The organism is Rhizobium sp. NXC14, from assembly GCF_002117485.1.
GTDB lineage: Bacteria > Pseudomonadota > Alphaproteobacteria > Rhizobiales > Rhizobiaceae > Rhizobium.
The window spans coordinates 1,360,413-1,386,316 of record NZ_CP021030.1 but is presented as its reverse complement, the minus strand read 5'-3'; the positions used below and the strand labels follow the sequence as shown (position 1 = coordinate 1,386,316).

At 62.0% G+C, this 25,904-nt stretch carries 17 protein-coding genes; 9 read left to right on the top strand and 8 right to left on the bottom strand.

Annotated features, from left to right (window positions below; translation table 11 throughout):
- Nucleotides 1–100: 100 nt before the first annotated feature.
- The gene (locus NXC14_RS06830) at nt 101–1,765 is read right to left on the bottom strand and encodes an electron transfer flavoprotein-ubiquinone oxidoreductase (protein ID WP_085777519.1); all 1,665 of its coding nucleotides are present in this window, start codon (nt 1,763–1,765) and stop codon (nt 101–103) included.
- A 243-nt stretch (nt 1,766–2,008) separates the two neighbouring features.
- On the opposite strand from NXC14_RS06830, the gene NXC14_RS06825 reads away from it, so the two are divergent.
- Complete coding sequence (locus tag NXC14_RS06825) at nt 2,009–2,797, top strand: SDR family oxidoreductase (RefSeq protein WP_085777518.1); 789 nt, start codon at nt 2,009–2,011, stop codon at nt 2,795–2,797.
- A 6-nt stretch (nt 2,798–2,803) separates the two neighbouring features.
- On the opposite strand, the gene NXC14_RS06820 is transcribed toward NXC14_RS06825, so the two are convergent.
- On the bottom strand, nt 2,804–3,685 hold the full coding sequence (locus tag NXC14_RS06820) for an aminoglycoside phosphotransferase family protein (protein WP_085777517.1): 882 nt from the start codon (nt 3,683–3,685) through the stop codon (nt 2,804–2,806).
- 273 nt (nt 3,686–3,958) lie between these two features.
- Here NXC14_RS06820 and NXC14_RS06815 point away from each other — a divergent pair, with 273 nt between their 5' ends.
- The 6 genes from NXC14_RS06815 to NXC14_RS32920 all read left to right on the top strand — a co-directional run bounded on the left by NXC14_RS06815 (nt 3,959) and on the right by NXC14_RS32920 (nt 11,435).
- Nucleotides 3,959–5,284 (top strand): efflux RND transporter periplasmic adaptor subunit, encoded by a 1,326-nt coding sequence (locus tag NXC14_RS06815; protein WP_085777516.1) that lies wholly within the window; start codon nt 3,959–3,961, stop codon nt 5,282–5,284.
- Nucleotides 5,281–8,400: an efflux RND transporter permease subunit gene (locus NXC14_RS06810; protein WP_085777515.1), complete on the top strand. Its 3,120-nt coding sequence runs from the start codon at nt 5,281–5,283 to the stop codon at nt 8,398–8,400. Before NXC14_RS06815 ends, NXC14_RS06810 begins: the two co-directional genes overlap by 4 nt.
- Nucleotides 8,401–8,607: 207 nt before the next feature.
- Nucleotides 8,608–9,894, top strand: a complete 1,287-nt coding sequence (locus NXC14_RS06805; RefSeq protein ID WP_085777514.1) for an Hsp70 family protein — start codon at nt 8,608–8,610, stop codon at nt 9,892–9,894.
- Nucleotides 9,895–9,962: 68 nt separating this feature from the next.
- Nucleotides 9,963–10,856 carry a uracil-DNA glycosylase gene (locus NXC14_RS06800; RefSeq protein ID WP_085777513.1) on the top strand — a complete coding sequence of 298 codons (894 nt, stop codon included), beginning with the start codon at nt 9,963–9,965 and terminating at the stop codon, nt 10,854–10,856.
- 131 nt (nt 10,857–10,987) lie between these two features.
- Nucleotides 10,988–11,179 carry a hypothetical protein gene (locus NXC14_RS06795; RefSeq protein WP_085777512.1) on the top strand — a complete coding sequence of 64 codons (192 nt, stop codon included), beginning with the start codon at nt 10,988–10,990 and terminating at the stop codon, nt 11,177–11,179.
- Nucleotides 11,180–11,276: 97 nt separating this feature from the next.
- The gene (locus tag NXC14_RS32920; protein ID WP_198175510.1) at nt 11,277–11,435 is read left to right on the top strand and encodes a hypothetical protein; all 159 of its coding nucleotides are present in this window, start codon (nt 11,277–11,279) and stop codon (nt 11,433–11,435) included.
- On the opposite strand, the gene NXC14_RS06790 is transcribed toward NXC14_RS32920, so the two are convergent.
- Entirely contained in the window at nt 11,436–12,308 is an 873-nt protein-coding gene (locus NXC14_RS06790; protein WP_085777511.1) for a hypothetical protein, read from the bottom strand. It abuts the gene before it with no gap.
- Nucleotides 12,309–12,539: 231 nt separating this feature from the next.
- The gene (locus NXC14_RS06785; protein WP_085777510.1) at nt 12,540–13,478 is read right to left on the bottom strand and encodes a DMT family transporter; all 939 of its coding nucleotides are present in this window, start codon (nt 13,476–13,478) and stop codon (nt 12,540–12,542) included.
- Between the two features lie 356 nt (nt 13,479–13,834).
- Here NXC14_RS06785 and pepN point away from each other — a divergent pair, with 356 nt between their 5' ends.
- A complete protein-coding gene (pepN, locus tag NXC14_RS06780; protein ID WP_085777509.1) occupies nt 13,835–16,483 on the top strand; it encodes an aminopeptidase N in 2,649 nt (882 codons plus the stop codon).
- A 191-nt stretch (nt 16,484–16,674) separates the two neighbouring features.
- Nucleotides 16,675–18,978 carry an ATP-binding protein gene (locus tag NXC14_RS06775; protein ID WP_085777508.1) on the top strand — a complete coding sequence of 768 codons (2,304 nt, stop codon included), beginning with the start codon at nt 16,675–16,677 and terminating at the stop codon, nt 18,976–18,978.
- On the opposite strand, the gene NXC14_RS06770 is transcribed toward NXC14_RS06775, so the two are convergent.
- From NXC14_RS06770 to NXC14_RS06755, 4 genes are all read right to left on the bottom strand, one after another.
- Nucleotides 18,975–21,932 (bottom strand): bifunctional [glutamine synthetase] adenylyltransferase/[glutamine synthetase]-adenylyl-L-tyrosine phosphorylase, encoded by a 2,958-nt coding sequence (locus NXC14_RS06770; protein WP_085777507.1) that lies wholly within the window; start codon nt 21,930–21,932, stop codon nt 18,975–18,977. The genes NXC14_RS06775 and NXC14_RS06770 overlap by 4 nt on opposite strands.
- Nucleotides 21,933–22,067: 135 nt before the next feature.
- Nucleotides 22,068–23,480 carry a HAMP domain-containing sensor histidine kinase gene (locus NXC14_RS06765; RefSeq protein ID WP_085777506.1) on the bottom strand — a complete coding sequence of 471 codons (1,413 nt, stop codon included), beginning with the start codon at nt 23,478–23,480 and terminating at the stop codon, nt 22,068–22,070.
- The gene (locus tag NXC14_RS06760; RefSeq protein WP_085780020.1) at nt 23,477–24,223 is read right to left on the bottom strand and encodes a response regulator transcription factor; all 747 of its coding nucleotides are present in this window, start codon (nt 24,221–24,223) and stop codon (nt 23,477–23,479) included. Before NXC14_RS06760 ends, NXC14_RS06765 begins: the two co-directional genes overlap by 4 nt.
- 76 nt (nt 24,224–24,299) lie before the next feature.
- Nucleotides 24,300–25,886 (bottom strand): Do family serine endopeptidase, encoded by a 1,587-nt coding sequence (locus NXC14_RS06755; protein WP_085777505.1) that lies wholly within the window; start codon nt 25,884–25,886, stop codon nt 24,300–24,302.
- Nucleotides 25,887–25,904: the final 18 nt, after the last annotated feature.

Sequence of the window (25,904 nt, the reverse complement as noted above, 5' to 3'; positions counted from 1 at the left end):
GCTAAGGAATTTATGGTTAACGAACGGCTAACGGCAGCCGGCGAAAGGCGATCACGAAGACGTCAGCGGTCGAAATCACCGCCGATGTCGGCGAGGCACCTCACATATTCGGATAGACCGGCCCCTCGCCGCCCTGCGGCGGCACCCAGTTGATGTTTTGGTTCGGGTCCTTGATGTCGCAAGTCTTGCAGTGCACGCAGTTCTGGGCGTTGATAACGAAGGTCTTGTCGCCATCCTTCTCCACCCATTCGTAGACGCCGGCCGGACAGTAGCGTGTCGACGGGCCGGCATAGATGCCGAGCTCGGAGCTCTTCTGCAGCGCCATGTCCTTGACCTGCAGATGCACCGGCTGGTCTTCCTCGTGATTGGTGTTCGACAGGAACACCGAGGACAGGCGGTCGAAGGTCAGAACGCCATCCGGTTTCGGATAGGCGATCGGTTTGTGGTTGGCGGCCGGCTCCAGGCTCTGCGCATCGGTCTTGCCGTGACCAAGGGTGCCGAAGAAGGAGAAGCCGAACAGCGTGTTCACCCACATGTCGAGGCCGCCGAGCGCGACGCCGACGGCCGTGCCGAACTTCGACCACAGCGGCTTGACGTTGCGCACCAGCTTCAGGTCGCGGCCAATGTCTGTGGCGCGCCATTCATTCTCGATCTCGACCACTTCGTCATGGCTGCGGCCTGATACAATCGCCGCGGCGATCTTCTCGGCCGCCAGCATGCCCGACAGCACCGCATTGTGGCTGCCCTTGATGCGCGGCACATTGACGAGACCGGCCGAACAGCCGATCAGCGCCCCGCCGGGGAAGGAAAGCTTCGGCACCGACTGATAGCCGCCCTCGGTGATCGCACGCGCGCCATAGGACAGCCGCTTGCCACCCTCGAAAGTTCCCCGGATCGCCGGATGGGTCTTGAAGCGCTGGAACTCCTCGAAGGGGTAGAGATAAGGGTTCTTGTAGTTCAGGTGGACAACGAAGCCGACGGCCACCAGATTGTCTTCGAGGTGATAAAGGAAGGAACCGCCGCCGGTTTTCATGCCGAGCGGCCAGCCGAAGGAGTGCTGCACCAGACCAGGCTTGTGATTCTCCGGCTTGACCTGCCAGAGCTCCTTGATGCCGATGCCGAATTTCTGCGGCTCGCGGTCCTTCTGCAGGTCGAACTTGGCGATCAGCTGCTTGGCGAGCGAGCCACGCACGCCTTCGCCGATCAGCGTATATTTGCCGCGCAGCTCCATGCCGCGGGTGTAGTTGGGACCAGGCTCGCCATTCTTCTCGATGCCCATATCGCCGGTGGCAACGCCGATCACCGCGCCTTTGTCATCGTACAGCACTTCGACGGCGGCAAAGCCCGGATAGATCTCGACGCCGAGTTCTTCTGCTTTGCCAGCCAGCCAGCGACAGACATTGCCGAGTGACACGATGTAGTTGCCGTGATTGTTCATCAAGGGCGGCATCAGGATGTTCGGCAGACGGATCGAGCCGGCGGGGCCGAGGACCAGGAAGTGGTCGGCGGTCACCTCGGTCTTGAAGGGATGGCCTTCCTCCTTGCGCCAGCCGGGCAGCAGCCGGTCGATGCCAATGGGATCGACGACGGCGCCGGAGAGGATATGGGCGCCGACCTCGGCCCCCTTCTCCAGCACCACGACGGACAGTTCCGGATTGACCTGCTTCAGCCGGATGGCCGCCGCCAAACCGGCAGGACCGGCGCCGACGATCACAACGTCAAATTCCATGCTCTCGCGTTCGGGCAGCTCAGTCGTCTCGGTCATTCATTCGTCTCCGCTTGGCCAGTGGCCATCATCCCATGGCCACTGTCTTGTCAAAACCGCGAAGCATTGTCGAGCCGGGATGCGACAGCCAATCCTCAATTCGCACAAAGACATTCCAGCCGATGCGAGACTTACGGTACCGCTTACGTTAACGTCAGTTGTGAAACCCGCGAGACCACAGTCGTCCCTTTCCCTTTTTGTCGTCCGCGCCTTATACATGCCTCGAAGACATCGGAGGAAATCATGGATCTCGGTATCAAGGGCAAACGGGCGCTCGTTCTTGCCTCCTCGCGCGGGCTTGGCCTCGGCATCGCCACAGCACTCGCGCGCGAAGGCGCAAACGTGCTGCTGTGCGGGCGCAGCGGCGAACAGCTGGAGGCCAATTGCGCGGCGATCAACAGCGAAGGCAATGGCCGGGCCGACTGGATCTGGGCCGATCTTGGCGATGAGCGCTTCGTCGAGACGGCAACGACGGCAGTGAAGGAGAGGTTCGGCGGCATCGACATCCTCGTCAACAATACCGGCGGGCCAACGCCCGGCACGACGGAGGAGATGACGGCCGAAAAGCTCGAAACCTATTTCCTCTCCATGGTCGCCCGGGTGATCACGCTCACCAATGCGCTGCTGCCTGACATGAAGGCGCAAGGCTGGGGCCGCATCCTGACGGTCGCCTCATCAGGCGTGATCGAACCGATCGCCAACCTGGCGCTGTCGAACACGCTGCGCCCGGCGCTTGCCGGCTGGAGCAAGACTCTTGCCTCCGAAGTGGCGAGCTTCGGCATCACCACCAACTTGCTTCTGCCGGGCAGCATCCTGACCAGGCGGCTCGACGACCTCGACGGCGCCGCGGCAAAGCGGACGGGCAAAAGCCTCGAGGAAATCCGCGCCGACAAGGAGGCGCGCATTCCTGTCGGCCGCTACGGCAGGGTCGAGGAATTTGCCGCAACGGCCGCCTTCCTGTGCAGCCAACCGGCAAGCTACATTACCGGCTCGCTCATCCGCTGCGACGGCGGCGCCGCACGGTCCGTCTAGAGCAGCTCAGGCCGCACGGACCGCCACGGCAGCCCAGGTCGCCGCGTTCCGGATCATCTGTTCGACATTGGCCGGATCGTCGGCAAGTTCGGCGAGTTCGGAAAGCCGATGGAAACCCGTCAGGATCGCAATGCGCCGCCGGTCGAGCCTCCGTCCGGTCAGCATTTCATAGGCAGAGACGATGCGCGCGGTCAGATCGGGCGAGATGAAGTTCGAATAGATGAACTCCTGGTGCAACGGACCGAAACCTGAATCGGCGAAATCGTAAATGCCGTTGAGCTTACCGTGCCCGTGATCGAATGCCATATTCCAGCCGTGGCCATCGAAGAAACCAAAGACGCTGCCGAAGGGATCCGGCGGCAAGGCCTCGAAATCCGAAACAACGCTCTCCGCAAAGCCCTTGATATCGGGCGGCAGCAGCGGCAAAGCCTTCGTCCGAACCGCCTCCGGCGATTGCCATGGCTGGATCGCTCCGGCGCCGGCCGCCCGTAGAAGATCGGCATCGAGCGCGTGCAGCTCGGCGTAAAATCGCGCGAGGTCATCCGCGAGCCGCTGACGGTCGCCCTCCCGAAGCGCATCGTAGTCTTCGGCAATAAGGTGTTCACCCTCGAGCTTGGCGTGGCTGGAGAAGATCGGCGGCCCGTCGTGAATGCGCATGTCGGGAACCGCCATCGACAGCGACGGTCGGACGACATTGAGCAAAGCGGCTTCTTTCACAAGCGCTCTTTCGGCGCCTATATGGCGGGGAAACTTGAAGATCAGCGTGTCGTCGACGTCGATCGCGATCGAATCCCAGTCCTTTGCCGCCAGCTTGAAGACGGAGCCGGTCAGTTCGGGAAATACGCTTGTGACGACAGAGCGAAATTCGCTGGCATCCAATTCAGTCATGACGAGCTGCCTTCTCTGTTTCCCCATCTTTCGCGCGTGGGGAGTGGCACCGAGCTGTTGCGAACCGCCGGATTGCAGCCTTCGAGCCCGCGCCAATTTGCACTTCACATATATTAGTATAACCTGAATATTACGGAATATTCATTACAAAAATTTAAGCCATTATAACCACTTAGTGATCGCGACACGGGAATTATGTCTTTTTTGCGCCGCAATATAAGCGGCTCAATCAAAGCATAAATTTGCACCCGTGCTCAAACCCCGGTCTCACCCATGAAGAAATTTTGGATCACCGTCAGCTTTGTCGCAATCGCCGCGGTCGGGGTTTGGCAATTCGGGAATCTCGTCCCTTATGCCGCGCACATTCCCTACCTTTCGCAGCTCATCAAGCAGCCGGCCGGCGGCAATGGCGGCAGCAGGCAGGCACAGGGCGAACAGACGCAGGCCAATCAGGCGCCGACCGACCAAGCCGGGAATGGCGGGCAACACCAGGGTGGCGGACGCAGACGTGGAGGTGGTGGCCCGACCGTCGTCAAAACAGTCGCTGCGGTGAAAACGACGCTGCCGACGGATGTCACCGCGTCCGGCTGGGCCGATGCCGACGACAATACGACCATGGCCGCACAGGAACAGGGCCTGGTCGTCAGCATCAATGCGCAGGATGGAGCCACCGTCAAAGCCGGCGACCTTATCGCCAAGCTCGACGACCGGACGGCCAAGGCGGCGGTCGACAAGGACAATGCGATGATCGTCCGGGATACGGCAACGCTTTCGGAAGCGGAGACGGCCCTGGTTCGCGCACAGGACCTGTTCGACCAGAAGGCGGGCACCCAGCAGAGCCTCGACCAGGCAAGAGCTGCCCGCGACACCGCCGCGGCCACAGTCGAGGCTGACAAGGCCACCCTGGCCTCGGATCAAATCACCCTCGAGAATACGGATATCCGGGCGCCCTTCGACGGCCGGCTCGGCGATATTGCCGTCAGCAAGGGCGCCTTCCTCAATGCCGGGTCGGCAATCGTCACCATCGCGAAATATGATCCGATCTATGTGAAATTTCACCTGCAGGAGCGCTATCTGCGCGTCCTGAAGAAAGCGCTGGCAGCCGGCCCGGTCGAGGTCAGCACAGTTCCCGCTTCCTCCAAGGGGCAGGTGCGCAAGGGCGAGATCAGCTTCTACGACAACACGGTCGACACGGCCTCGGGCACGATCTTGGCCAAGGCGAAATTCGAGAATGCCTCCGGTGCGCTGTGGCCCGGCCAATCGGTCAATATCGTCGTGCATTTCAACAACGACGAACAGCAGGTGGTGGTGCCGACGGTTGCCGTCAGCCCCGGCCCGGACGGGTTCTTCGCCTTCGTCGCCAAGGACGGCAAATCGCATCTGACGCCGGTCACCGTCGCCCGCGCCAATGGCGGCTTCACCGCTATCGAATCGGGTCTTCAGCCGGGCGACCATGTCGTCATCGAAGGCCAGGGCCAGCTCAGCGACCAGCAGCCAATCAACGAGCAGTTCGACGACAAGACGCTTGACGTCGCGTCTGCCGAAGAGCCTCGGCAACTGCGGCAGTCCGAGACGATCGCGGTGGGAGCTCAGCAATGATCCCGAATTTCTGTATCCAGCGCCCCGTCGCAACAACGCTGCTTGCCATCGGCGTCATTCTGGCCGGTCTTGCCGGCTACCGGCTCGTGCCGGTTGCAGCGCTGCCGCAGGTTGATTTTCCGACGATCAACGTTTCGGCGCAGCTGAGCGGTGCTTCGCCGCAGACCATGGCGACCTCGGTTGCCACGCCGCTGATCAAGCAGTTCGAGACCATTCCCGGGATCAGCGAAATCAGCGCCTCGAGCTCGCTCGGCAGCACCAGCATCGTGCTGCAGTTTGATCTCAATCGCGATATCGATGCGGCTGCTGCCGATGTGCAGGCGGCAATCTCACACGCGACGCGGCAGCTGCCCGACAACCTGACGACACCACCGAGCTATCGCAAGACCAACCCGGCCGATGCGCCTGTGATGCTGCTCTCCGTGCAGAGCAACACCATGCCGCGCAGCAAGCTCGACGAGATCGCCGAGGACATCATCTCGCCATCGCTTTCGACGCTGCCCGGCGTTGCCCAGGTCAGCGTCTATGGTGCGCAGACCTATGCTGTACGAGTCGAGGTCGATCCCAACAAGCTGCTCACACGCGGCATCGGCATCGATACCGTCAACAAGGCGCTTTCTGCCGCCAACAGCCAGCAACCCGTGGGGACGCTGCAGAACAATTCACAGAGCATGACCATCACCGCGAATACGCAGCGCACCAATGCCGACCAGTTCCGCTCGCTCGTGATCGCCAATCCGAACGGAGCGCCGATCCATCTCGGCGATGTCGCCGATGTACAGGACGGCGTCGAGAACCAGTATACCGGCAGCTGGTATGACGGCCAGCGCGGCATCATCCTCGCCATCCAGCGCCAACCGGACGCCAATACGGTTGATGTCGTCGATGCAATCAACGCCAAGCTGCCGCAGTTGCACGCCGAAATTCCGTCTTCGGTGACGACCGTGGTCATGAACGACGCCGCAAAACCCATTCGCGCCGCCATTGCCGACGTTAAGTTCACACTCTTCCTGACGATCGGCCTCGTCGTTCTCGTCATCTACCTCTTCACCGGCCATGCAACGGCAACGATCATCCCGGGGCTTGCCGTTCCGCTGTCGCTGATTGCGACCTTCGGCATGATGTATGTGCTCGGCTACAGCATCGACAACATTTCGCTGCTCGGGCTGACACTGGCAGTGGGACTGGTGGTGGACGACGCGATCGTCATGCTCGAGAACATCCTGCGCCATGTCGAGGAAGGCATGCCGGTGCGCGAGGCGGCGATCAAAGGGGCCGGCGAAGTCAGCTACACGATCATATCCATGTCGGTTTCGCTGATTGCCGTCTTCATCCCGATCCTCCTGATGGGCGGCGTCGTCGGCCGCGTGTTCAACGAATTCGGCATGGTGGTCGCCATCGCCATCATCTCGTCGGCGATCGTTTCGCTAACCGTGACGCCGATGCTTGGTTCGCGCCTTTCCAACAATCACAGCCGGCCGCCGCTTTTGATCCGCATCTTCGATGCCGGTTTCGAGCGGACACTCCGCGGCTACGACAGATCAGTCGGCTGGTGTCTTCGCCATCGTGTCACGATTCTCGGCCTGTTCCTCGGCTCGGTGGCGCTGACAATCTATTTCTTCATGACGCTGCCGACCAGCTTCTTCCCGCAGGAGGACATCGGCCGGCTGACGATCAGCACGCAGGCCCGGCAAGACATTTCCTATTCCGCCATGGAGGCTCTGCAGCAGCAGGCGGCAGCCGCCGTCAAGGCGAACCCGGCCGTCAACCATGTCATGTCGACGATCGGCGGCAATCCGAACAAACCGCAGAACAATGGCTCGATGTTCGTCGAACTCAAGGACAAGAAGGAGCGCCCGCCGCTTGATCAGACGTTGCGTGAGCTGCGCACCGCGATCAACAAGATCCCCGGATTGCAGGCCTTCGTGACGCCGAATCAGAGCCTGCGCTTCGGCGGCCGCCAGACCGCAAGCCAATATCAGCTGGTCATTCAGGCGCTGAGCGCCGACCAGACCAATCTCTGGGCCGGCAAGATCCAAGCGGCGATGCGTGGTGACCGCGGGCTGTTCACCGATGTGACGTCGGATGCCCAGAACAACGCCCTGCAAGCCAATATCGTCATCGATAGTGAGCGGGCGGCGGCCTATGGGATCGACAACGATACGCTGCGCACGACACTGCAGGAATCCTTCAGCGGATATACGGCGGCAGAGATCCAGTCGACCGGCGACAGCTACGACGTCATCGTCGAATACGACACCAGCAAACCCTGGGACGACCAGAAGCTGTCGGAGATTCGCGTCGCCTCGTCCAATGGCAGTCTGGTGCCGCTTTCGAACTTCGCGCACGTGCAGCGCACCACCGGCCCCGTGACGATCAACCAGACGGGCCAGCTTGTCTCGACCACCGTTTCCTTCAACCTGCCTGAAGGCGTTTCGCTCAGTGACGCGACGGCAGCGATCGACCAGATCAAGAAGGAGATCGGCCTGCCGGCCGATGTCTTCACCTCCTATGGCGGCACGGCCGAGATCTTCGAACAGTCGCAGGGCAATACGCCCTATCTGATCCTGGCGGCGGTGCTGACCATCTATGTTGTGCTCGGCGTGCTCTATGAAAGCTTCATCCATCCGCTCACCATTCTGTCCGGCTTGCCCGCGGCGGCCTTCGGTGCGCTGCTCGCCTTGAAGATCATGGGCTTCGACCTGTCGATCATTGTCCTCATCGGGCTGCTGATGCTGATCGGCATCGTCAAGAAGAACGCGATCATGATGATCGATGTGGCGGTGGAGACCATGCGCACGACCGGCGAAAAGGCGACGTCGGCGATCCACGAGGCCTGTGTGCGACGCTTCCGGCCGATCATGATGACGACCTTCTGCGCCCTGCTCGGCGCGCTGCCGATCGCACTCGGCACCGGCGCCAGCTCGGAGCTGCGCCAGCCGCTCGGCATAGCCGTCGTCGGCGGCCTCGTCGTGTCGCAGTTGCTGACGCTGTTCATCACCCCTGTCATCTTCGTCGAGATGGACCGGTTCGGCCATTTCCTCGGCCGGCTGATGGGCCAGAAGAAGGTCGAGGAGCCGGTGCTGCAGGAGACAAGGGCGCTGGCCGCCGAGTAAGGAGTTCTGACGATACCGGGCCTTGCCTGTCCGCTTCTTGCCCCCGAGCGGCGAAGAAGCGGGCGCGGCAACGCGTCTCGATCTTCAATCCCCTTGAATGTGTCACGCCGCTATGGCATCAACCGCCCTCCTTGATCCAGGCGTCCTTTACGCCCTTGCGGAGAGCTGCTCCGTCTCCAGCAACAATCGGCATGAAGAGGTGCGGGCATGGCTCAGGCGCTGGGTTTCGACTTCGGCACGACGAATACGGTTCTCGCCACGGCGGATGGCGGGACAACGGGTTCGATGACGTTCACAAGCGCGGCCGGGACGGCCGACAGCATGCGGACGGCACTCTCCTTCATGAAGGACGCCCAGCTCGGCGCCTCGGCGCTGAAAGTGGAGGCGGGCCATGCGGCCATCCGGCAATTCATCGACAATCCCGGCGAATGCCGGTTCCTGCAGTCGATCAAGACCTTTGCGGCAAGCGCGCTGTTCCAGGGCACGCTGATCTTCGCCAAGCGGCACAATTTCGAGGATTTGATGGAGATCTTCGTGCGGCGCCTGCGCAACTATGCCGGCGACAGCTGGCCCTCGGATGTCAGCCGCATCGTCACCGGCCGGCCGGTGCATTTCGCCGGCGCCAGCCCCGATCCGGCGCTCGCGACCGAACGCTATAACGAGGCGCTGTCGCGCTTCGGCTTTCCCGAAATCCACTATGTCTACGAGCCGGTCGCCGCCGCCTTCTATTTTGCGCAGAACTTGAAGCAGGATGCGACGGTGCTGGTTGCCGATTTCGGCGGCGGCACGACCGACTATTCGCTTATCCGCTTCGAAACCGTCGCCGGCAGGCTGACGGCAACGCCGATCGGCCATTCCGGCGTCGGCGTCGCCGGCGATCATTTCGACTATCGGATGATCGACAATATCGTCGCGCCGCTGATCGGCAAGGGAAGCCATTTCAGGAGCTTCGACAAGATTCTCGAAGTCAACTACTATTCCAGCTTCGGCCGCTGGAACCAGCTGTCGATCTTCAAGACCACGCGGGAATTCGAGGATCTGAAGAAACTGGTGCGCACCAGCCTTGAGCCGGAAAAGCTCGAAATCTTCATCGACCTCATCGATCATGACGAAGGCTATCCGCTCTACCAGGCGGTGTCGACGACGAAGATGGCGCTCTCGGCTGCCGACGAGGCGCCTTTCGAATTCGCGCCGCTTGGCCGCGGCGGACAGCGCAGCATTAAGCGCCGCGACTTCGAAAGCTGGATCGCCGAGGATCTCGCCCGCATCGAAGGCGCCCTCGACGAGGTGCTTGTCAAAACCGAGACGAAGCCTGCTGACATCGACAAGGTGTTCCTGACCGGCGGCACCTCCTTCGTGCCGGCGGTGCGCCGCATCTTCACCGAGCGCTTCGAGCGCGACCGGATCGAAAGCGGTGGCGAACTGCTGTCGATCGCCCATGGTCTGGCGCTGATCGGCGAACGCGACGACATCGCGCAATGGACTGTGCAATAAAGCGGGCAAGCGCGGCCAACGTGCCGCCCGCCCTTTCAATGCCACGATCTCTTCGCTAGATTTGCCGTATGATCTCCGCCAACGACCTTTCCCCCGCCGAGCTTGCAGCACTTCTGCATTTCCATGCGGATGCCGGTGTGGAATGGCTGCTGGAAGAAGAGGCGGTCGACCGCTTCGCCGAATTCGAGGCGATGAAGGCTGCGCGCCGTCCGGCCGCGCAGACCCAGCAGGAACCATCTCCCACTGAGCAACGTCCGTCGCCTGGGCAGCGCCAGACATCGCCTCGTCCGAGTGCAGCGGCACGTCCGACCCCGGCCGCCGGGCCGCAGCCGGCGATCCCAGACAACGAGGCCGTGCAGCAGGCGCGTTTCGTCGCCGAAACCGCGCGGTCGCTCAGCGAGCTGAAGACCGCAATCGAATCCTTCAACGGCTGCAATCTCAAGCACAGCGCCCGCTCGACCATCTTTGCCAGCGGCGATCCCGGCAGCGGCATCATGGTGATCGGCTCGGCGCCGAGCGCCGAAGACGATCGTGAAGGTACGCCCTTCTCGGGAAAATCCGGCCAGTTGTTCGACAGGATGCTGGCGGCGATCGGACTTAGCCGTGACAGCGTCCTGCTGACGCAGGTCATTCCCTGGCGGCCGCCCGGCAACCGCGCGGCGTCGCCGGCCGAAATGGATATCTGCCGACCCTTCATCGAGCGGCAGATTGCGCTCGCCGAGCCGCAGGCGATCCTGCTGCTCGGCAATTTCGCGGCGCGGTTCTTCTTCGGAGAAAACGATACGATTCACGGCTTGCGTGGCCGCTGGAGAGAAATTGCCGTCGCCGAGCGCGTCGTTCCCGCCATTGCCAGCCTGCATCCTCAGGATCTGTTAACCGCACCTGTCAACAAACGGTTGGCCTGGAACGACCTGCTGATCTTTCAAGCGAAACTGAACTCGCTCTCTTTGCTCAGAAATTAGTCGAAGTGAACGATTCATAAAATGATCCATGCGTATTTCGCATGGCTGCATCGCATTACGATGCATTGCAGAATCGATGTTGCACTGCAATATAAGGCCGCGTCTTGGGAGGAATTACAGGAACCAAGGCCATGAACAAACGATTTCGTCCTATCCATTGCGGGTTTGAAACCCTTCGTCTCACCGGCGACCAGATTCGTTCCACTAACGGCTATAGCCGCTTCGGCTTTGCCGCGAACGAGCAGATGGTTGCCCGCGGCACCGGCATCAACAGCCGCACGGCACGTCCGAACGCCATTTTTTCCGACTTCCAGCAATATTAAGCGGCGGGCGCTGCCGCGCCGCGCATCTTTTCAGAGGCATCAAAGGCCTCTAAGGAATCGCGCAGCCGCCTGCCCGTTCATGTCAGAGTAAACCACCATGTCGACGATCCTGCTGTCGTTTCTGCGCAATATCGAAACCTTCGAACATATCCGCGTCGCGGTCTGCGCCGCACGGGAATATGAGCGCGAGCTGTCGGTCAGGCCTGCCGATGTCGCCTCGGATCTTGGCGCGAGTGCAGCGGCGATCGTTCTCTGATCAGACTGCCATTTCTTCGATCCGGGCTTTCGCCCATTCGAAGGCTTCGTCGACATAGGCGAACTTGACGGCCTGCCAGGCGCAATATTCTTCGACAAAATCCCGCGATATCCAGAGCCGCGTCTTGCGCGGCTCGTCATGCCAGCCGACGCAGCCGCGCTGCGCCGCCTTCGCCAAGAGCCGCTGCAGGTGCGTGCGCGACATCATGAAATCGGCGGCGAGCGCGCGGGTTTCGACGCGGCCGACGACAAAGCTGTCAGAAGCGGTGTTCTCGATATCCATCCGGCTGATGAAGTTGTCGACCACGAGGCCGCCGGCTTCGGTCCAGAGAAACTGCGCCACCTGCTCCGGCGGCTCCCGCCAGGCGGCGTCTTCCAGGCAATGGCGTGCGATGCGCGGCTGAACAAGCTTCATCAATGCTGGATTTGCCTGGAAAAAGGCCGCCCTTTCGCCGCCGTCCAGCAGGTCGAGCGCAGCCAGATTGGCGTGAATCCAGCCAAACATTGCCTGGTGGCTGACAATGGCCGGTTCAAAATGCCGTGGGCGGCGCCGCTCGTCGCCAGGCGTGTGAGCGATGAAGCGGTAGGTATAAAGTTCTTCGATGAAAGCGAGCACGGTGTTACGGCTCGCCACCTTGTGTGCGGTGATGCGGCCGGTCAGCCGAACGGCGGTGAAACCCGACGTCGGGTCGCGCGGATCATATTCCAGGTGGAGAGCATAGGCGGTCTGGGTCAGGAGCCAGCGCTGATGGGAGGCGAGCAGTCGCGCCAAACGTGGACCGGCGTCGAACATGCTGCGCGTCTGCCCAGCCAGAAAGCGGATGCTCATCAAAAAGGAGCAGTTCCCCGCCAATTGCTCCGCCGTGAACGCCATTATGCTTTTCTCCATCTCCGCTCGCAGGCCAGCGTTCGGAGCAGTAATATCGAAAGCCGCAAACCGGCTCATTCAGACATGCATAGCATTGAATAAATGATAGTTTTTCATGTTCAACAATCATATTCCGCAGGTCGACGCCATCCCAAGAATTCGCCATTCTTTTCGCTCACCGGCAGCAAGCCTCTCATGACAGCAATCCCTGCGTAAAATATAGTGCCGGTCGGCACCTCAGGCTTGCGGCGTCGTCGCCTTGCGCGCCCCTCGCTGTTCGATGCCCAGCTGATGCTCGCGATAAATGATGAAGATACCGGCAGCAACGACGATGACGGTACCGATCAGCATTGTGACGGTCGGCACGTCGCCGAAGACGAAGTAGCCGACGATACCGCCGAGCAGGATCGACGTATATTCGAACGGCGCGATGGTGGAGACATCCGCATGGCGGTAGCTTTCCGTCAGCAAAATCTGGGCGACGCCGCCGCAAAAGCCGGCAGCGACCAGATAAAGCGCCGACGGCCATGGCAGGACGAGCCAGCCGAAAGGAAGGGAAGCCAGCGAGAAGATCGACGCGGTCAGCGAAAAATAAAGCACGATCGTCGCAGTCTTCTCTTCTTCGACGAGCCGACGCACCTGGATCATCGCCATGCCGCCGAGAACGGCCGAGAGCAGCACGCAAAGCGCGCCGACGGCCTGTTCGGCTTGCATGCCGCCGTCACGAAACAGCGTCAGCTTCGGCCAGGAGACGATGGCGACGCCGACGATGCCGACGAGAACGGCGCTCCAGCGATAGATGCGCACGGTCTCGCCGAGAAAAACCGCGGCGAAGACAACGGCGACGAGCGGCAAAGCGTAGCCAAGCGCGATCGCCTCCGGCAGCGGCAGATGCAGCAGGCCGTAAAAACCGAAAGCCATCGACAGGATGCCGATCGTGCCGCGCTTCAGGTGGCCGAGCGGGTTGGCGGTGTGGAAGGCTGCGCGCAGCTGGCCGATATAAGCGAGATAAGCCATGATCGGGAAGAGCGCGAAGAAGGACCGGCAGAAGGTGACCTGGCCCGGCGGGATATGCGGGCCGGCCAGCTTGATGAAGGTCTGCATGGCCAGGAAGACCACGACCGACGAGACTTTCAGCGCAATGCCTCTCATCGGGTTTCTGAGAACCGAGTGCATGATCCTGGCTCTGATGCTGACTTAAAAGCAACGGGGAGACGCATCCGACTCGGGGACGCGGCGAGTGACGTCTGTCATCCTAGCTAAAGAAAATCGAGATGGGCGAAAATTTATCGCTTTTCGCATCCGATCCGACTGGGCAGGCGGGAGAGCGGCTGCTCGATCCGATATAACGCCTTTCGGCCGGCTGCCACGTTCATCCGGCTCCCATGGATATTTTGCCTGCGAACTTCGCGTTTGCCGGCAATTTGCTTTAACTTTAGTTCAGACTTTAATGTAATCATGCCCGGCAATTTAGGCAGAGTGCGCCCGCCTCTGTATCCGCGGTTGTCAAATAACGGTCTTCAGGAAACACCATGCGAACAGATACCGGCCAGGTCATTCATCTGGCAGATTACCGTCCCACCGACTTCGTGCTGGAACGCGTGGACCTGACATTCGAACTTGATCCGACCGAGACAAAGGTCGAAGCGCGTCTCATCTTTCATCGTCGTCCGGGCGCCGACATCGCGGCGCCGATCGTGCTCGACGGCGACGAGCTGACGCTGGCGGGGCTGCTGTTCGACCAGGTGGAGCTTGACCCTTCACGTTATGACGCGACGCCGGAAAGCCTGACGGTGCGCGACCTGCCGGAAAGCGCCCCTTTCGAGCTGACGATCACCACGATCATCAATCCCGAGGCCAATACCCAGCTGATGGGCCTCTACCGCACCGGCGGCGTCTACTGCACGCAGTGCGAGGCGGAGGGCTTCCGCCGCATCACCTACTTCCCCGACCGACCCGACGTGCTTGCGCCCTATACGGTCAACATCATCGCCGACAAGGACGCCAACCCGCTGCTGCTATCGAACGGCAACTTCCTGGGCGGCGCCGGCTACGGCCCCGGCAAGCATTTCGCCGCCTGGTTCGACCCGCATCCGAAGCCAAGCTATCTTTTCGCCCTCGTGGCCGGCGATCTCGGCGTCGTCGAAGACACCTTCACCACCATGTCCGGCCGTGAAGTGGTGCTGAAGATCTATGTCGAACACGGCAAGGAGCCTCGCGCAGCCTATGCGATGGATGCGCTGAAGCGCTCGATGAAGTGGGACGAAGAGCGGTTCGGGCGCGAATATGATCTCGACATCTTCATGATCGTCGCCGTCTCCGACTTCAACATGGGGGCGATGGAGAACAAGGGCCTCAACGTCTTCAACGACAGATATGTCCTTGCCGATCCCGAGACCGCGACCGATGCCGACTACGCCAATATCGAAGCGGTCATCGCGCATGAATATTTCCACAATTGGACCGGCAACCGCATCACCTGCCGTGACTGGTTCCAGCTGTGCCTCAAGGAAGGCCTGACGGTCTATCGCGACCAGGAATTCTCCTCCGACCAGCGCTCGCGCCCGGTCAAACGCATCGCCGATGTGCGCCATCTGAAATCCGAACAGTTTCCGGAGGATGGCGGCCCTCTGGCCCATCCGGTGCGGCCGACGACATATCGCGAGATCAACAACTTCTACACGCGGACTGTCTACGAGAAGGGCAGCGAAGTCACGAGGATGATCGCCACACTTCTCGGCAAAGACGCTTTCAAGCGGGGCATGGACCTCTATTTCGACCGCCATGACGGTCAGGCCGTGACGATCGAGGATTTCGTCGCATGCTTCGAGGATGCAAGCGGGCGCGACCTGACGCAATTCTCGCTCTGGTACCATCAGGCCGGCACGCCGCTCGTCACCGCGTCGGGCAGCTACGATCCGGCGGCCAGCACCTTCACCCTGTCGCTCGAACAGATGGTTCCGGCAACACCCGGCCAGTCGAGCAAGGAACCGATGCATATTCCGCTCAGCCTCGCGCTGTTCGGCGAAAACGGCGGCATGATCGAACCGAGCTCGGTCAGCGGCGCCGAATATGCCGGCGAGGTGCTGCACCTGACCAACCGCGCCCAGACGGTGGTATTCCACGGCATCGGCTCGCGTCCGGTCGTCTCGATCAACCGCAGCTTCTCGGCGCCGATCAATCTGCATTTCGATCAGAGCCCGGCCGACCTTGCCCGCCTCGCCCGGTACGAGACGGATCATTTCGCCCGCTGGCAGGCGCTGACCGATCTGGCGCTGCCGAACCTTCTCAAGGCCGCCCGCGACGCGCGTGAGGGCAAGCCCGTCGCCTGCGAGGCGACCTTCGTCGAGACGCTGATTGCGGCTGCCGCCGACGAGAGCCTCGAGCCCGCCTTCCGCGCTCAGGCGCTGGCTCTGCCGAGCGAATCCGATATTGCCCGCGAACTCGGCAGCAACAATGATCCCGACGCCATCCATTCCGGCCGTCAGGCGATCCTGAAACAGATCGCCGATGCCGGGAAGGATATTTTCGCCAGCCTTTACGCGGCAATGACGACCTCAGGCGCCTTCAGCCCGGATGCCCGAAGCGCCGGCCTGCGCGCCCTGCGCAATAGCGCCCTCACCTACCTCTCCTATGCCGAGCAGACACCGTTTCGTGCCAAGGCCGCCTTCGACGCGTCCAACAACATGACCGATCTCAGCCATGCGCTGACGATCCTCGCCCATCATTTCCCCGAGAGTGAGCAGACCAGCGAGGCGCTCACAGCCTTCCGCGACCGCTTCGCAGAAAATGCGCTCGTCATCGACAAATGGTTCGCGATCCAGGCCGGCATCCCCGGCGCCAAGGCCTTGGAGCGGGTCCGCGCCCTGATGGAAAATTCGCTGTTCAAGCGGACCAATCCGAACAGGATGCGGGCGCTGGTCGGCACCTTTGCCTTCGCCAATCCGACCGGCTTCGGTCGTGCCGACGGCGAAGGCTACCACTTCCTTGCCGGTGAGATTCTCAAAATCGACGAGCGCAACCCGCAACTCGCCGCCCGAATTCTTACCTCGATGCGCTCCTGGCGCTCACTGGAGCCGACGCGTGCCGATCATGCCCGCGCCGCATTGAGCAAGATCGAACAGGCGCCCAACCTTTCCACTGACGTGCGCGACATCGTGGAGCGCACGCTTAAGGGGTGATTTGCTGAGCCGGCCGCCGCGCAGGATGTGACGGCGGGCCGGCCTGTTGATTCGAATCGCTCAAAAATTTCAGAAATTTAAATAGTTAACGGATTTTTACCTTTACCTCTGGACAAGGCGAATCCCCCGTGATTCTCTAGGTCAGGTTCGAGCGAGCGGCGCGCGAATCACACGAGGGACAAGGCGAAGAGATGATGGACGTGCGGCGGGCAACCGTGGCCGGAGGACGGCTGCGTGTCGATTTTGACGGGCTGAAAGCCTGGCGAAACAGCCTTTCCGGTCATGCGACATCGGAACCGCTCCTTCGTCATCTGCCGAAGGCCGAGCTCATCTTGAAGCGCACCATTCCGGCGCTCATCATTGCCTTCCTCTCCGTCGTCGCCGCCTCGCATTTCTTCGGCATGATGAATGAATATGCCCGCCTGGAGGCTTCCGCCCGTCATGCCACCGCGCTCTCGGCGGCGACTGCCTCGGCGGTGTTTGCCGATGCGTCCCAGATTTTCGACAGCGGCGATATCGGCCAAGCGCAGACCCGCCTCGCCAAGTACCTGCCGCAGGATCGGCTGGACAGCGGCGCTTTCGTGCTGCTGGTGCAGGCCAGCGGCAAGGTTTTCGCCGCGACGACTGCCGGGCTCTCGCATGTCGGCAGCAATGTCGGTGACTTCTTCCCCGAGGTTTCGGCAATCCGACGTTTCGGCGATCGAGCCGGTGTCATCGAAACCACGATCGGCGGCGTGCCGCACTATGCCGAGATCACTTTGATGGGCAATGCCGGCGGCTATATCGTCGCCGCCACCTCGCTCGAGGAGATCAGCCAAGTCTGGCGCGAGGAACTGGCGCTCAACGTCACGCTGTTTGCCGGCATATCCTCGATCCTGCTCGTCATCCTCTATGCCTATTACACCCAGGTGAAGCGCGCCCGCGACGCCGACGATATCTTCCTGGAATCGAACCTGCGCGTCGAGACGGCGCTGTCGCGCGGCCGTTGCGGCCTCTGGGATTTCGATTTCGAGAACCGCGAATTCTTCTGGTCGCGTTCGATGTACGACATGCTCGGCCTGCCGGGTTCGGACAAGACGCTGGGCTTCGGCGAGGCCGCGCGGCTGATGCATCCGGATGACGGCGGCCTCTATGAGATCGCCCGCGCCATCGCCAACGGCCATTCCGGTCAGGTCGACCAGATCTTCCGCATGCGCCATGCCGGTGGCCACTATGTCTGGCTGCGCGCCCGCGCCCAGGTGATCCGCAGCAATTCCGGCCGCATGCACCTGATCGGCATCGCCATGGACGTGACCGAACAGCACCGGCTCGCCCAGCGCTATGCCGAAGCCGACCAGCGGCTCGCCGACGCCATCGAATGCACCTCCGAAGCCTTCGTGCTCTGGGACAAGAACGATCGGCTCGTCATGTGCAACACGCATTTCCAGGAAGCCTACGGCCTGCCGGACAGCGTGCTGGTGCCCGGCACCGAGCGCTCGATCGTCAATGCCGCCGCCGCCCGCCCCGTCATCGAGCGGCGGGTCGCCGATGCCGACGGCTCGGGGCGCACGACGGAGGTGCAGCTTGCCGACGAGCGCTGGCTGCAGATCAATGAACGGCGCACGCGCGACGGTGGCAGGGTCTCCGTCGGCACCGATATTACGCTAATGAAACGTCATCAGGAGCGGCTGCGCGAATCCGAACGCCGGCTGATGGCAACGATCGGCGATCTCTCCGCCTCGCGTCAGACGCTGGAGCTCCAGAAGGCCGAGCTTTCGACCGCCAACGCCAACTATCAGGCGGAGAAGGAACGGGCCGAAGCCGCCAACAAGGCGAAGTCGGAATTCCTCGCCAACATGTCGCATGAGCTGCGCACCCCGCTCAACGCCATCCTCGGCTTCTCCGAGATCCTACAGAACCAGATGTTCGGGCCGCTCGGCTCGCTGAAATATGACGAATATGCCCGCGATATCCATGACAGCGGCAAACATCTGCTGAACGTCATCAATGACATTCTCGACATGTCGAAGATCGAGGCCGGCCATCTGAAGCTGCACCGCGAGCGCATCGACCTCGTGCCGCTGATCGAGGAAAGCCTGCGTTTTACCGCCATTCCGGCGGCCGAAAAGAACATCGTCATCGAGCAGCGCATCTCGTCGGGCCTGACGCTGACGGCAGACCGCCGAGCGATGAAACAGGTGCTTCTCAACTTGCTCTCCAATGCGGTGAAGTTCACCGACGATGGCGGCCGCATCGCATTGCGCACACGCCGCGTCGACGGCGCCGTCTTCGTCACCATCGCCGATACCGGCATCGGCATCCCGCGCTCGGCGCTGTCGAAAATCGGCCAGCCGTTCGAACAGGTGCAGAGCCAATACGCCAAGAGCAAGGGCGGCTCCGGCCTCGGCCTCGCCATTTCCCGCTCGCTGACTTCGCTGCATGGCGGCCGCATGAAGATCCGCTCCCGCGAAGCTGTGGGCACGGTGATCTCGCTGCGCATTCCGGATGATGTTTAGGCTTTCACGGTATTCAAGAATATCTTTCTCACTGCCTTCGAAAGCCGCTTCACCTCGCCTTCCAGCGTCCTGATGTCAGGGCAGTCGCCGGCACGGCAGACGAGCTCGATTAGGCCGGCGGGCGCGTCGTTCGGGTCGAACTCGCTCTCGATGCAGAGCCGGATCAGCTGTGAAAGACTGGTGTAGAGCGTGAAGGCTTCGAGGCACGTGTCGAGGTCGGCAGTCGCCATCAGTCGGTCACCAAGCAACTTAAGGGCCTCGCCGGTGCTCTTGCCATTCACGACAATGTCGATGCCCTTGGTTGGTGCGATCAACGCCAGATACTGGGCGATGAATTCGAGATCGATGACGCCGCCGGGAATGTGCTTCAAGTCCCAGGGGCCGGATGGCGGCTTTTCCTTGTCGATCAGTTCGCGCATCTCGGCAACGTCATGCGCCACCTTGGCGATGTCGCGATCTGAAGTCAGCACCTCGCGAATAATATGTTCCGCCTCGGAGATCAGGCTGTCATCGCCTGAGATCAACCGGGCGCGGCTGAGCGCCATATGCTCCCACGTCCAGGCCTCTTCGCGCTGGTATTTGCGGAAGGCATTGATGCGGGTGGCGACCGGGCCCTTGTTGCCGGAGGGACGCAGCCGCATATCGACCTCGTAAAGTACGCCCTCGGCGGTCGGCGCCGACAGGGCGGCGATCAGTCGCTGGGTGATGCGGGTGAAATAGCGCGTCGAGTCGAGCGGCTTTGGCCCGTCGGATTCGGAAGCCGCTTCGTCATAATCATAGAGCAGGATCAGATCGATGTCGGAACCTGCGGTCAGCTCAAAGCTGCCGAGCTTGCCCATGCCTGATATGGCGATGCGGCCACCCGGATAATCGCCATGCGCCGCCCGCATCTCGCTCACCACGGCATCGAGTGCGGCCGCAATGATGAGATCGGCGAGATGGGTAAAGGCGCGGGCGGCCATTGCGCCATTGATTGCGCCGGTGAGCAGGCGGATGCCGATGAGGAAGCGCTGTTCGGCGGCGAAGATGCGCAGCCGGTCGAGCACTTCCTCATAATGGCGCGCCTGGGCAAGAGAGCCCTTCAGGCGTTCGCCGAGATGCTCGCGGGTCGGCAGCTCGGCCATCAGGCCGGGATCGAGCATGCCGTCGAAGACATGCGGCTTGGCGGCAATCACTTCGGCCAGGCGGGGCGCCGAGGACATGATGTTGACGATTAGCGACAGGAGCGCCGGATTGCTGCCGAGCAGCGAGAAGAGCTGGATGCCGGCGGGAAGGCCCGAGATGAAGCTGTCGAAGCGCAGCAGCGCCTCGTCGGCACGCTTGCTTTCGCCGAAGACGCGCAGCAGCTCCGGTGCCAGCTCCGTCAGTCTTTCACGCGCCTCCACCGATTGCGTCGCGCGATAGCGGCCGTAGTGCCAAGTGCGGATGATGCGCGAAATGTCGGATGGTCTGGTGAAACCAAGCTTCTTCAGCGTCTCCAGCGTGTCCGGGTCGTCGCCCTGGCCGGTGAAGACGAGGTTTCCGGTTTCGCTGGAAAGCTTGCTCTCCTGCTCGAATAGGCGGGCGTAACGACGCTCGACCGTTTTCAGGACACTGACCAGCCTTTCGGAAAAGCTCGGCGTGTCGGGAAAGCCCATCATGAAGGCGATGCGCTTCAGGTCGGCGTCGGTCTCCGGCAGAAGGTGAGTCTGCTCGTCGCGCACCATCTGAATGCGATGCTCGACGTCACGCAGGAACCAGTAGGCCTCCGTCAGTTCGTCGCGCGTTTCCGCATCGATCCATTTCGCCTTGGTGAGTTCACGGAGTGTCTCCTCCGTCGCCCGGGCGCGCAGCGCCGGCATGCGGCCGCCGGCAATCAGCTGCTGCGTCTGGACGAAGAATTCGATTTCGCGAATGCCGCCGCGGCCGAGCTTGACATTATGACCCTTGACGGCGATCGCGCCGTGGCCCTTATGCGCGTGGATCTGCCGCTTGATCGAGTGGATATCGGCGATCGCCGCGTAATCGAGATATTTGCGGAAGACGAAAGGGCCGAGTCCGCGCAGGAACTCGCCGCCGGCCGCAAGGTCTCCGGCGACGGCGCGCGCCTTGATGAAGGCCGCCCGCTCCCAGTTCTGGCCCCTGCCCTCATAATAGATCATCGCCGCGTCAACCGGGATCGCCAGCGGCGTCGAGCCGGGATCGGGACGCAATCTGAGATCGGTGCGGAAAACGTAGCCGTCCGCCGTGCGCTCCTGCAGGATGCGCACCAGCCGGCGCATCAACCTGGGAAAAATCTCGATCGCATCATCCGGGTCGGGCACGATGCCGGCCTGTTCGTCAAAGAAGACGACGAGATCGATATCGGAGGAATAGTTGAGTTCGGACGCGCCGAGCTTTCCCATGCCGAGCACGATCAGGCCCGAGCCCTCGCTTGGTTTGGCCGGATCGTGCAGCCTGAGCTTTCCCCCCTCATGCGCCGAAAGCAGCAGATGGTCGACCGCAGCCGCGACCGAAGCCTCGGCAAGCGCGCTCAGCCAGGCCGTTGTCGTCCGGCTGTCGAAAATGCGCGAGAGATCGGCGAGCGCAACGAGAAAAGCGGCCTTGCGCTTGATGATGCGCAGCCTGCTCATCACCACGGATTCCCCCGGCGCCGCCCCTTCACCGTCCCGCCGCCAGCAGCTTCGCGCCTCGGCGATCAGCGCTTCGATCTGCGGCTCCAGCGGTTCGCTGATGGCGCCGGCAAGGACGGCGGGGTCGAGATTGACGATTTCACGCAAGTAGGGCGACAGCGACAGCACGGCGGCGATGAAGTCGCGCACCCGCTCGTCCGTCTTCAGCGTTGCCGCAATTAACGGCTCGCTTTTGCCCGCCTCCTGCAGATCGGTCAGCGCCAGCTTCAGCTCCGTCTGGCTCAGCGGACGCAGTAGCCCTTCAGCGACATCCTTCAGGCCATGCGTCGATTTCGTCAGCATGCGCTCTCCCTGGCTCTGCAGAAGGCGTGGCGATTATTTGGAATCGGGGTCGCCGCCTTCGGTTTGGAGGTAACTTAGTGTCCTGGTGGAAAACCGCCAATACGCGATTCAGCCTATCGCAATCGGACAAGACCCTCAGGCGACCTTTGCCGGGAAGATCATGCTGACCGTCAACCCGCGCTGTTCAGGCTTGTCGGGATTGGTGTCGGAGAGTTCCAGTCGGCCGTTATGCAGCTCCATCACTGCTTCCACCAGCGAAAGCCCGAGCCCTGTGCCGGGCTTCGAACGGCTCTCGTCGAGGCGAACGAAGCGCTTCACCACGTCGTCGCGCCGGTCGGCCGGAACGCCAGGCCCATGGTCGGCCACCGACAGGCAGATGCCGTCCGGGTGGCGGGCGAGCTTGAGCGACACTTCGCCCGCACCTTCCGTATCGGAGGAATATTTAATCGCATTGTCAAGCAGATTGAAGATCGCCTGGCCGATCAGCTCGCGATTGCCCTGCACCTCGATGCCCGGCTCGACACTGGCGCTGAGGCCGAGACCGGCCTCCTCCGCTGCGGGTTCATAAAGTTCGGCACTGTCGGAAACGATTGCCGAAAGCTCCACCGGCGACATCTCCGCCGCGACCGACCCGGCCTCGACGCGGGAGATCATCAGCAGGGCGTTGAAGGTGCGGATCAGCTGATCCGATTCGCTAATAATGCCTTCGAGGGCGACGCGACGCGTATCGCCATCCGTCATATCGAGCGCATCGGCGGCCTTGTTGCGTAGCCGTGTCAGCGGTGTCTTGAGATCATGGGCAATGTTGTCTGAGACCTGCCGCAAGCCTTCATTCAACTTCTCGATACGTTCCAGCATGGTGTTCAGCGACATCGACAGCCGGTCGAACTCGTCGCCGGAGCCGCCGACCGGCAGGCGTTGCGAGAGATCGCCTGCCATGATCTTCTTGCTCGCATCCGACATGCGGTCAATGCGTTTCAGTGCGTTGCGCCCAATGCCGAACCAAATGATGATCGCGCCGAGCCCCATGATCGCCAAAGCCACCATCAGCGCCTGGCGCACCAGCAGGCGGAAGCGCTCGGGATCGCCCAGGTCGCGGCCGACCAGGATTCTCAAGCCGTTGTCGAGCACGAAAATGTTGGCGATCGCCTTATGGCGGCGCTCGATACCACCGCCGTCTGTATAACGCTGATAGGCGAAAGGAGCCGAGGTCCAGCCGACCTCCTCGAAGACACCGGGCTGCACCGAGGCGACGTTCCCGGCGAGAATATCCCCCGAAGGACCGGCGATGATGTAGAGATTGGCGCCGGGCTGACGGGCACGCCGTTCCATCGTGCGCAGCAGAAGGTTCATGCCGCCGGTGTCATAGGCGCGCTGCACCTGCTCCACCTCCTGCCGGACGGCATCGCGAATCTGGCCTGTCAGCAGCCGTTCCGACATCGCCGTCACATAGAAGACGAGCGTCGCGGCGCAGATGGCGAATAGTAGAATGTAGAGTGCCGAGAGGCGGACTGCGGTGGACTTGAAGAGAACCCTGAAGCGGCTCATCCCTCATCCTTGATCATATACCCCGCACCCCGAATGGTCTTGAGGAGCGGCTGGCTGAAGTCCTTCTCGATCTTCGAGCGCAGGCGCGAGACATGGACGTCGATGACGTTGGTCTGCGGGTCGAAGTGATAGTCCCAGACATTTTCGAGCAGCATCGTTCGGGTGACCACCTGGCCGGCATTCTTCATCAGATATTCGAGCAGGCGGAACTCGCGCGGCTGCAGCGGGATTTCCTTGCCGCCGCGGCGCACCTCGTGGGAGAGCCGGTCGAGTTCAAGATCGCCGACGCGATAGACGACGTCCTGTTCCGGCGTGCCCTTGCGGCGGCCGAGCACTTCGACGCGCGCCAGCAGCTCACTGAAGGCATAGGGCTTTGGCAGGTAATCGTCGCCGCCGGCACGAAGGCCGGTGACGCGGTCGTCGACCTGGCCAAGGGCGGAGAGGATGAGGACCGGCGTGTGGATGCCCTTGCGGCGCAATTCGCTGATGACCGAAAGTCCGTCCCGGCGCGGCAGCATGCGATCGATGACGATAACGTCGTAGGTGTTCTCCGACCCCATGAACAAGCCGGCCTCGCCGTCGCTGGCGTGATCGGCGACGATGCCCGCCTCACGAAAGGCTTTCGTGAGGTAGGCCGCGGCTTCGAGATCATCTTCGATGATGAGAATCTTCATGCGGCCGACATTACCCACCGGCTGCGTTTCGGCAAGGCTCAAAGCATCTTGCTGCGAGGCGGCGCTCATCGCGATCATCCTTGAAAGGTCAGAAGAAACGAGCCGCGCGGACGTTGATCCGCACGGCTCCGATTTTCTTTGCGGATCAGCCCTGGCCGTTGATCGGAAGCGCGACGAAACGGCTTCCTTCGCTGGACTGGATCTGGAACAGCGCGCGGGTGCGGCCGTCCTTCTTGGCCTGATTCAGCACCTTGACGACATCGGCGGCAGTGGAAACCTCCTGATTGTTGACCGATGTGATCTTTTCGCCTTCCTTGATGCCCTTGTCGGCGGCGTCAGAGTCGGGATCGATGCCGGTGATCGTCAGGCCCTTGCCGTCATCGGAGGGGCCGACGGTCAGGCCAAGATCGGCAAGCGCCTTCTCGGAAGCCGGTGCCTCAGGCTGCTGCGGCTGATTGTTGTTGTCGTCGGCGTTGGCATCCTTCTGATCGGCCGGCAGCGTGCCGAGTTCGACGGTGAGCGACTGGGCTTTGCCGGCGCGCCAGACCGAAAGCTCGGCCTTGCTGCCCGGCTGCATCGCGCCGATGCGGCGGCTGAGATCACGGGCATCCTTGATCGTTTCGCCATTGAGTGCCGTGACGACATCACCGGCCTTCATGCCGGCCTTGTCACCCGGCGATCCGGGCTGCGGGGCGACAACGAGGGCGCCGCTCGGCTCGGAAAGGCCGATGGACTCGGCGATATCCTTGGTCACCGGCTGGATCTGGACGCCCAACCAGCCGCGGGAAACCTGGCCATCCTTCATCAGATCGGCGACGACATCCCTTGCGGTCGAGGCGGGAATCGCGAAGGCAATACCGACGCTGCCGCCCGAAGGCGAGAAGATCGCCGTGTTGATGCCGACGACTTCGCCGTTGAGGTTGAAGGTCGGACCGCCGGAGTTGCCGCGGTTCACGGCCGCATCCACCTGCAGGTAATCGTCATAGGGACCGGAGCCGATGTCGCGGCCGCGGGCCGAAACGATGCCGGCCGTCACCGTGCCACCGAGACCGAAGGGATTGCCAACGGCGACAACCCAGTCGCCGACGCGGACATTGTTGTCGTCGGCCCAGTTGACATAGGTGAACTTCTTACCCTTGCCGTCGACCTTGAGGACGGCGAGATCAGTGCGCGGATCCTTGCCGATCAGCTTGGCATCGAGTTCGGTGCCGTCATTCATGACCGCGACGAAGGCCTGGCCGTCGGAAACCACGTGGTTGTTGGTAACGATATAGCCGTCTTCGGAGATGAAGAAGCCGGAGCCTTGAGCGACCGGGCGCAGACGGCCCTTACCGGGACCATTCGGGCCACCCGGACCGTTCTGGCCGAAGCGCCGCTGGTGGCCCTGCTGGTCGTTCGGATCCTGGCCGAATTGCTTGAAGAACCGCTTCAGCGGGTGATCGTCAGGCAGATCGTCGAAGCCGCGGCCGTTGAAATCGAAGGAGAAGCCGTCATTGTCGGCGACGGGGTTGACGCGGTTTTCGACGCGAACGGAAACGACGGCGGGTGAAACGGCATCGACGACATTGGCGAAGCTCGGAACGGCAGGCGCCTGAACCTTGACAGCTTCAGCGTAAGACCGGGTGATTTCGAGCGGAACGCCGGTTGCGAGCACAGCGGCTGCGATACCGGCGACGGTAGAAGCCTTGAGCACCGTGGCGAGGGACGGACGTCCGTTGAAATTCTTGAGCATTGGAGCACCTTCTCTTGT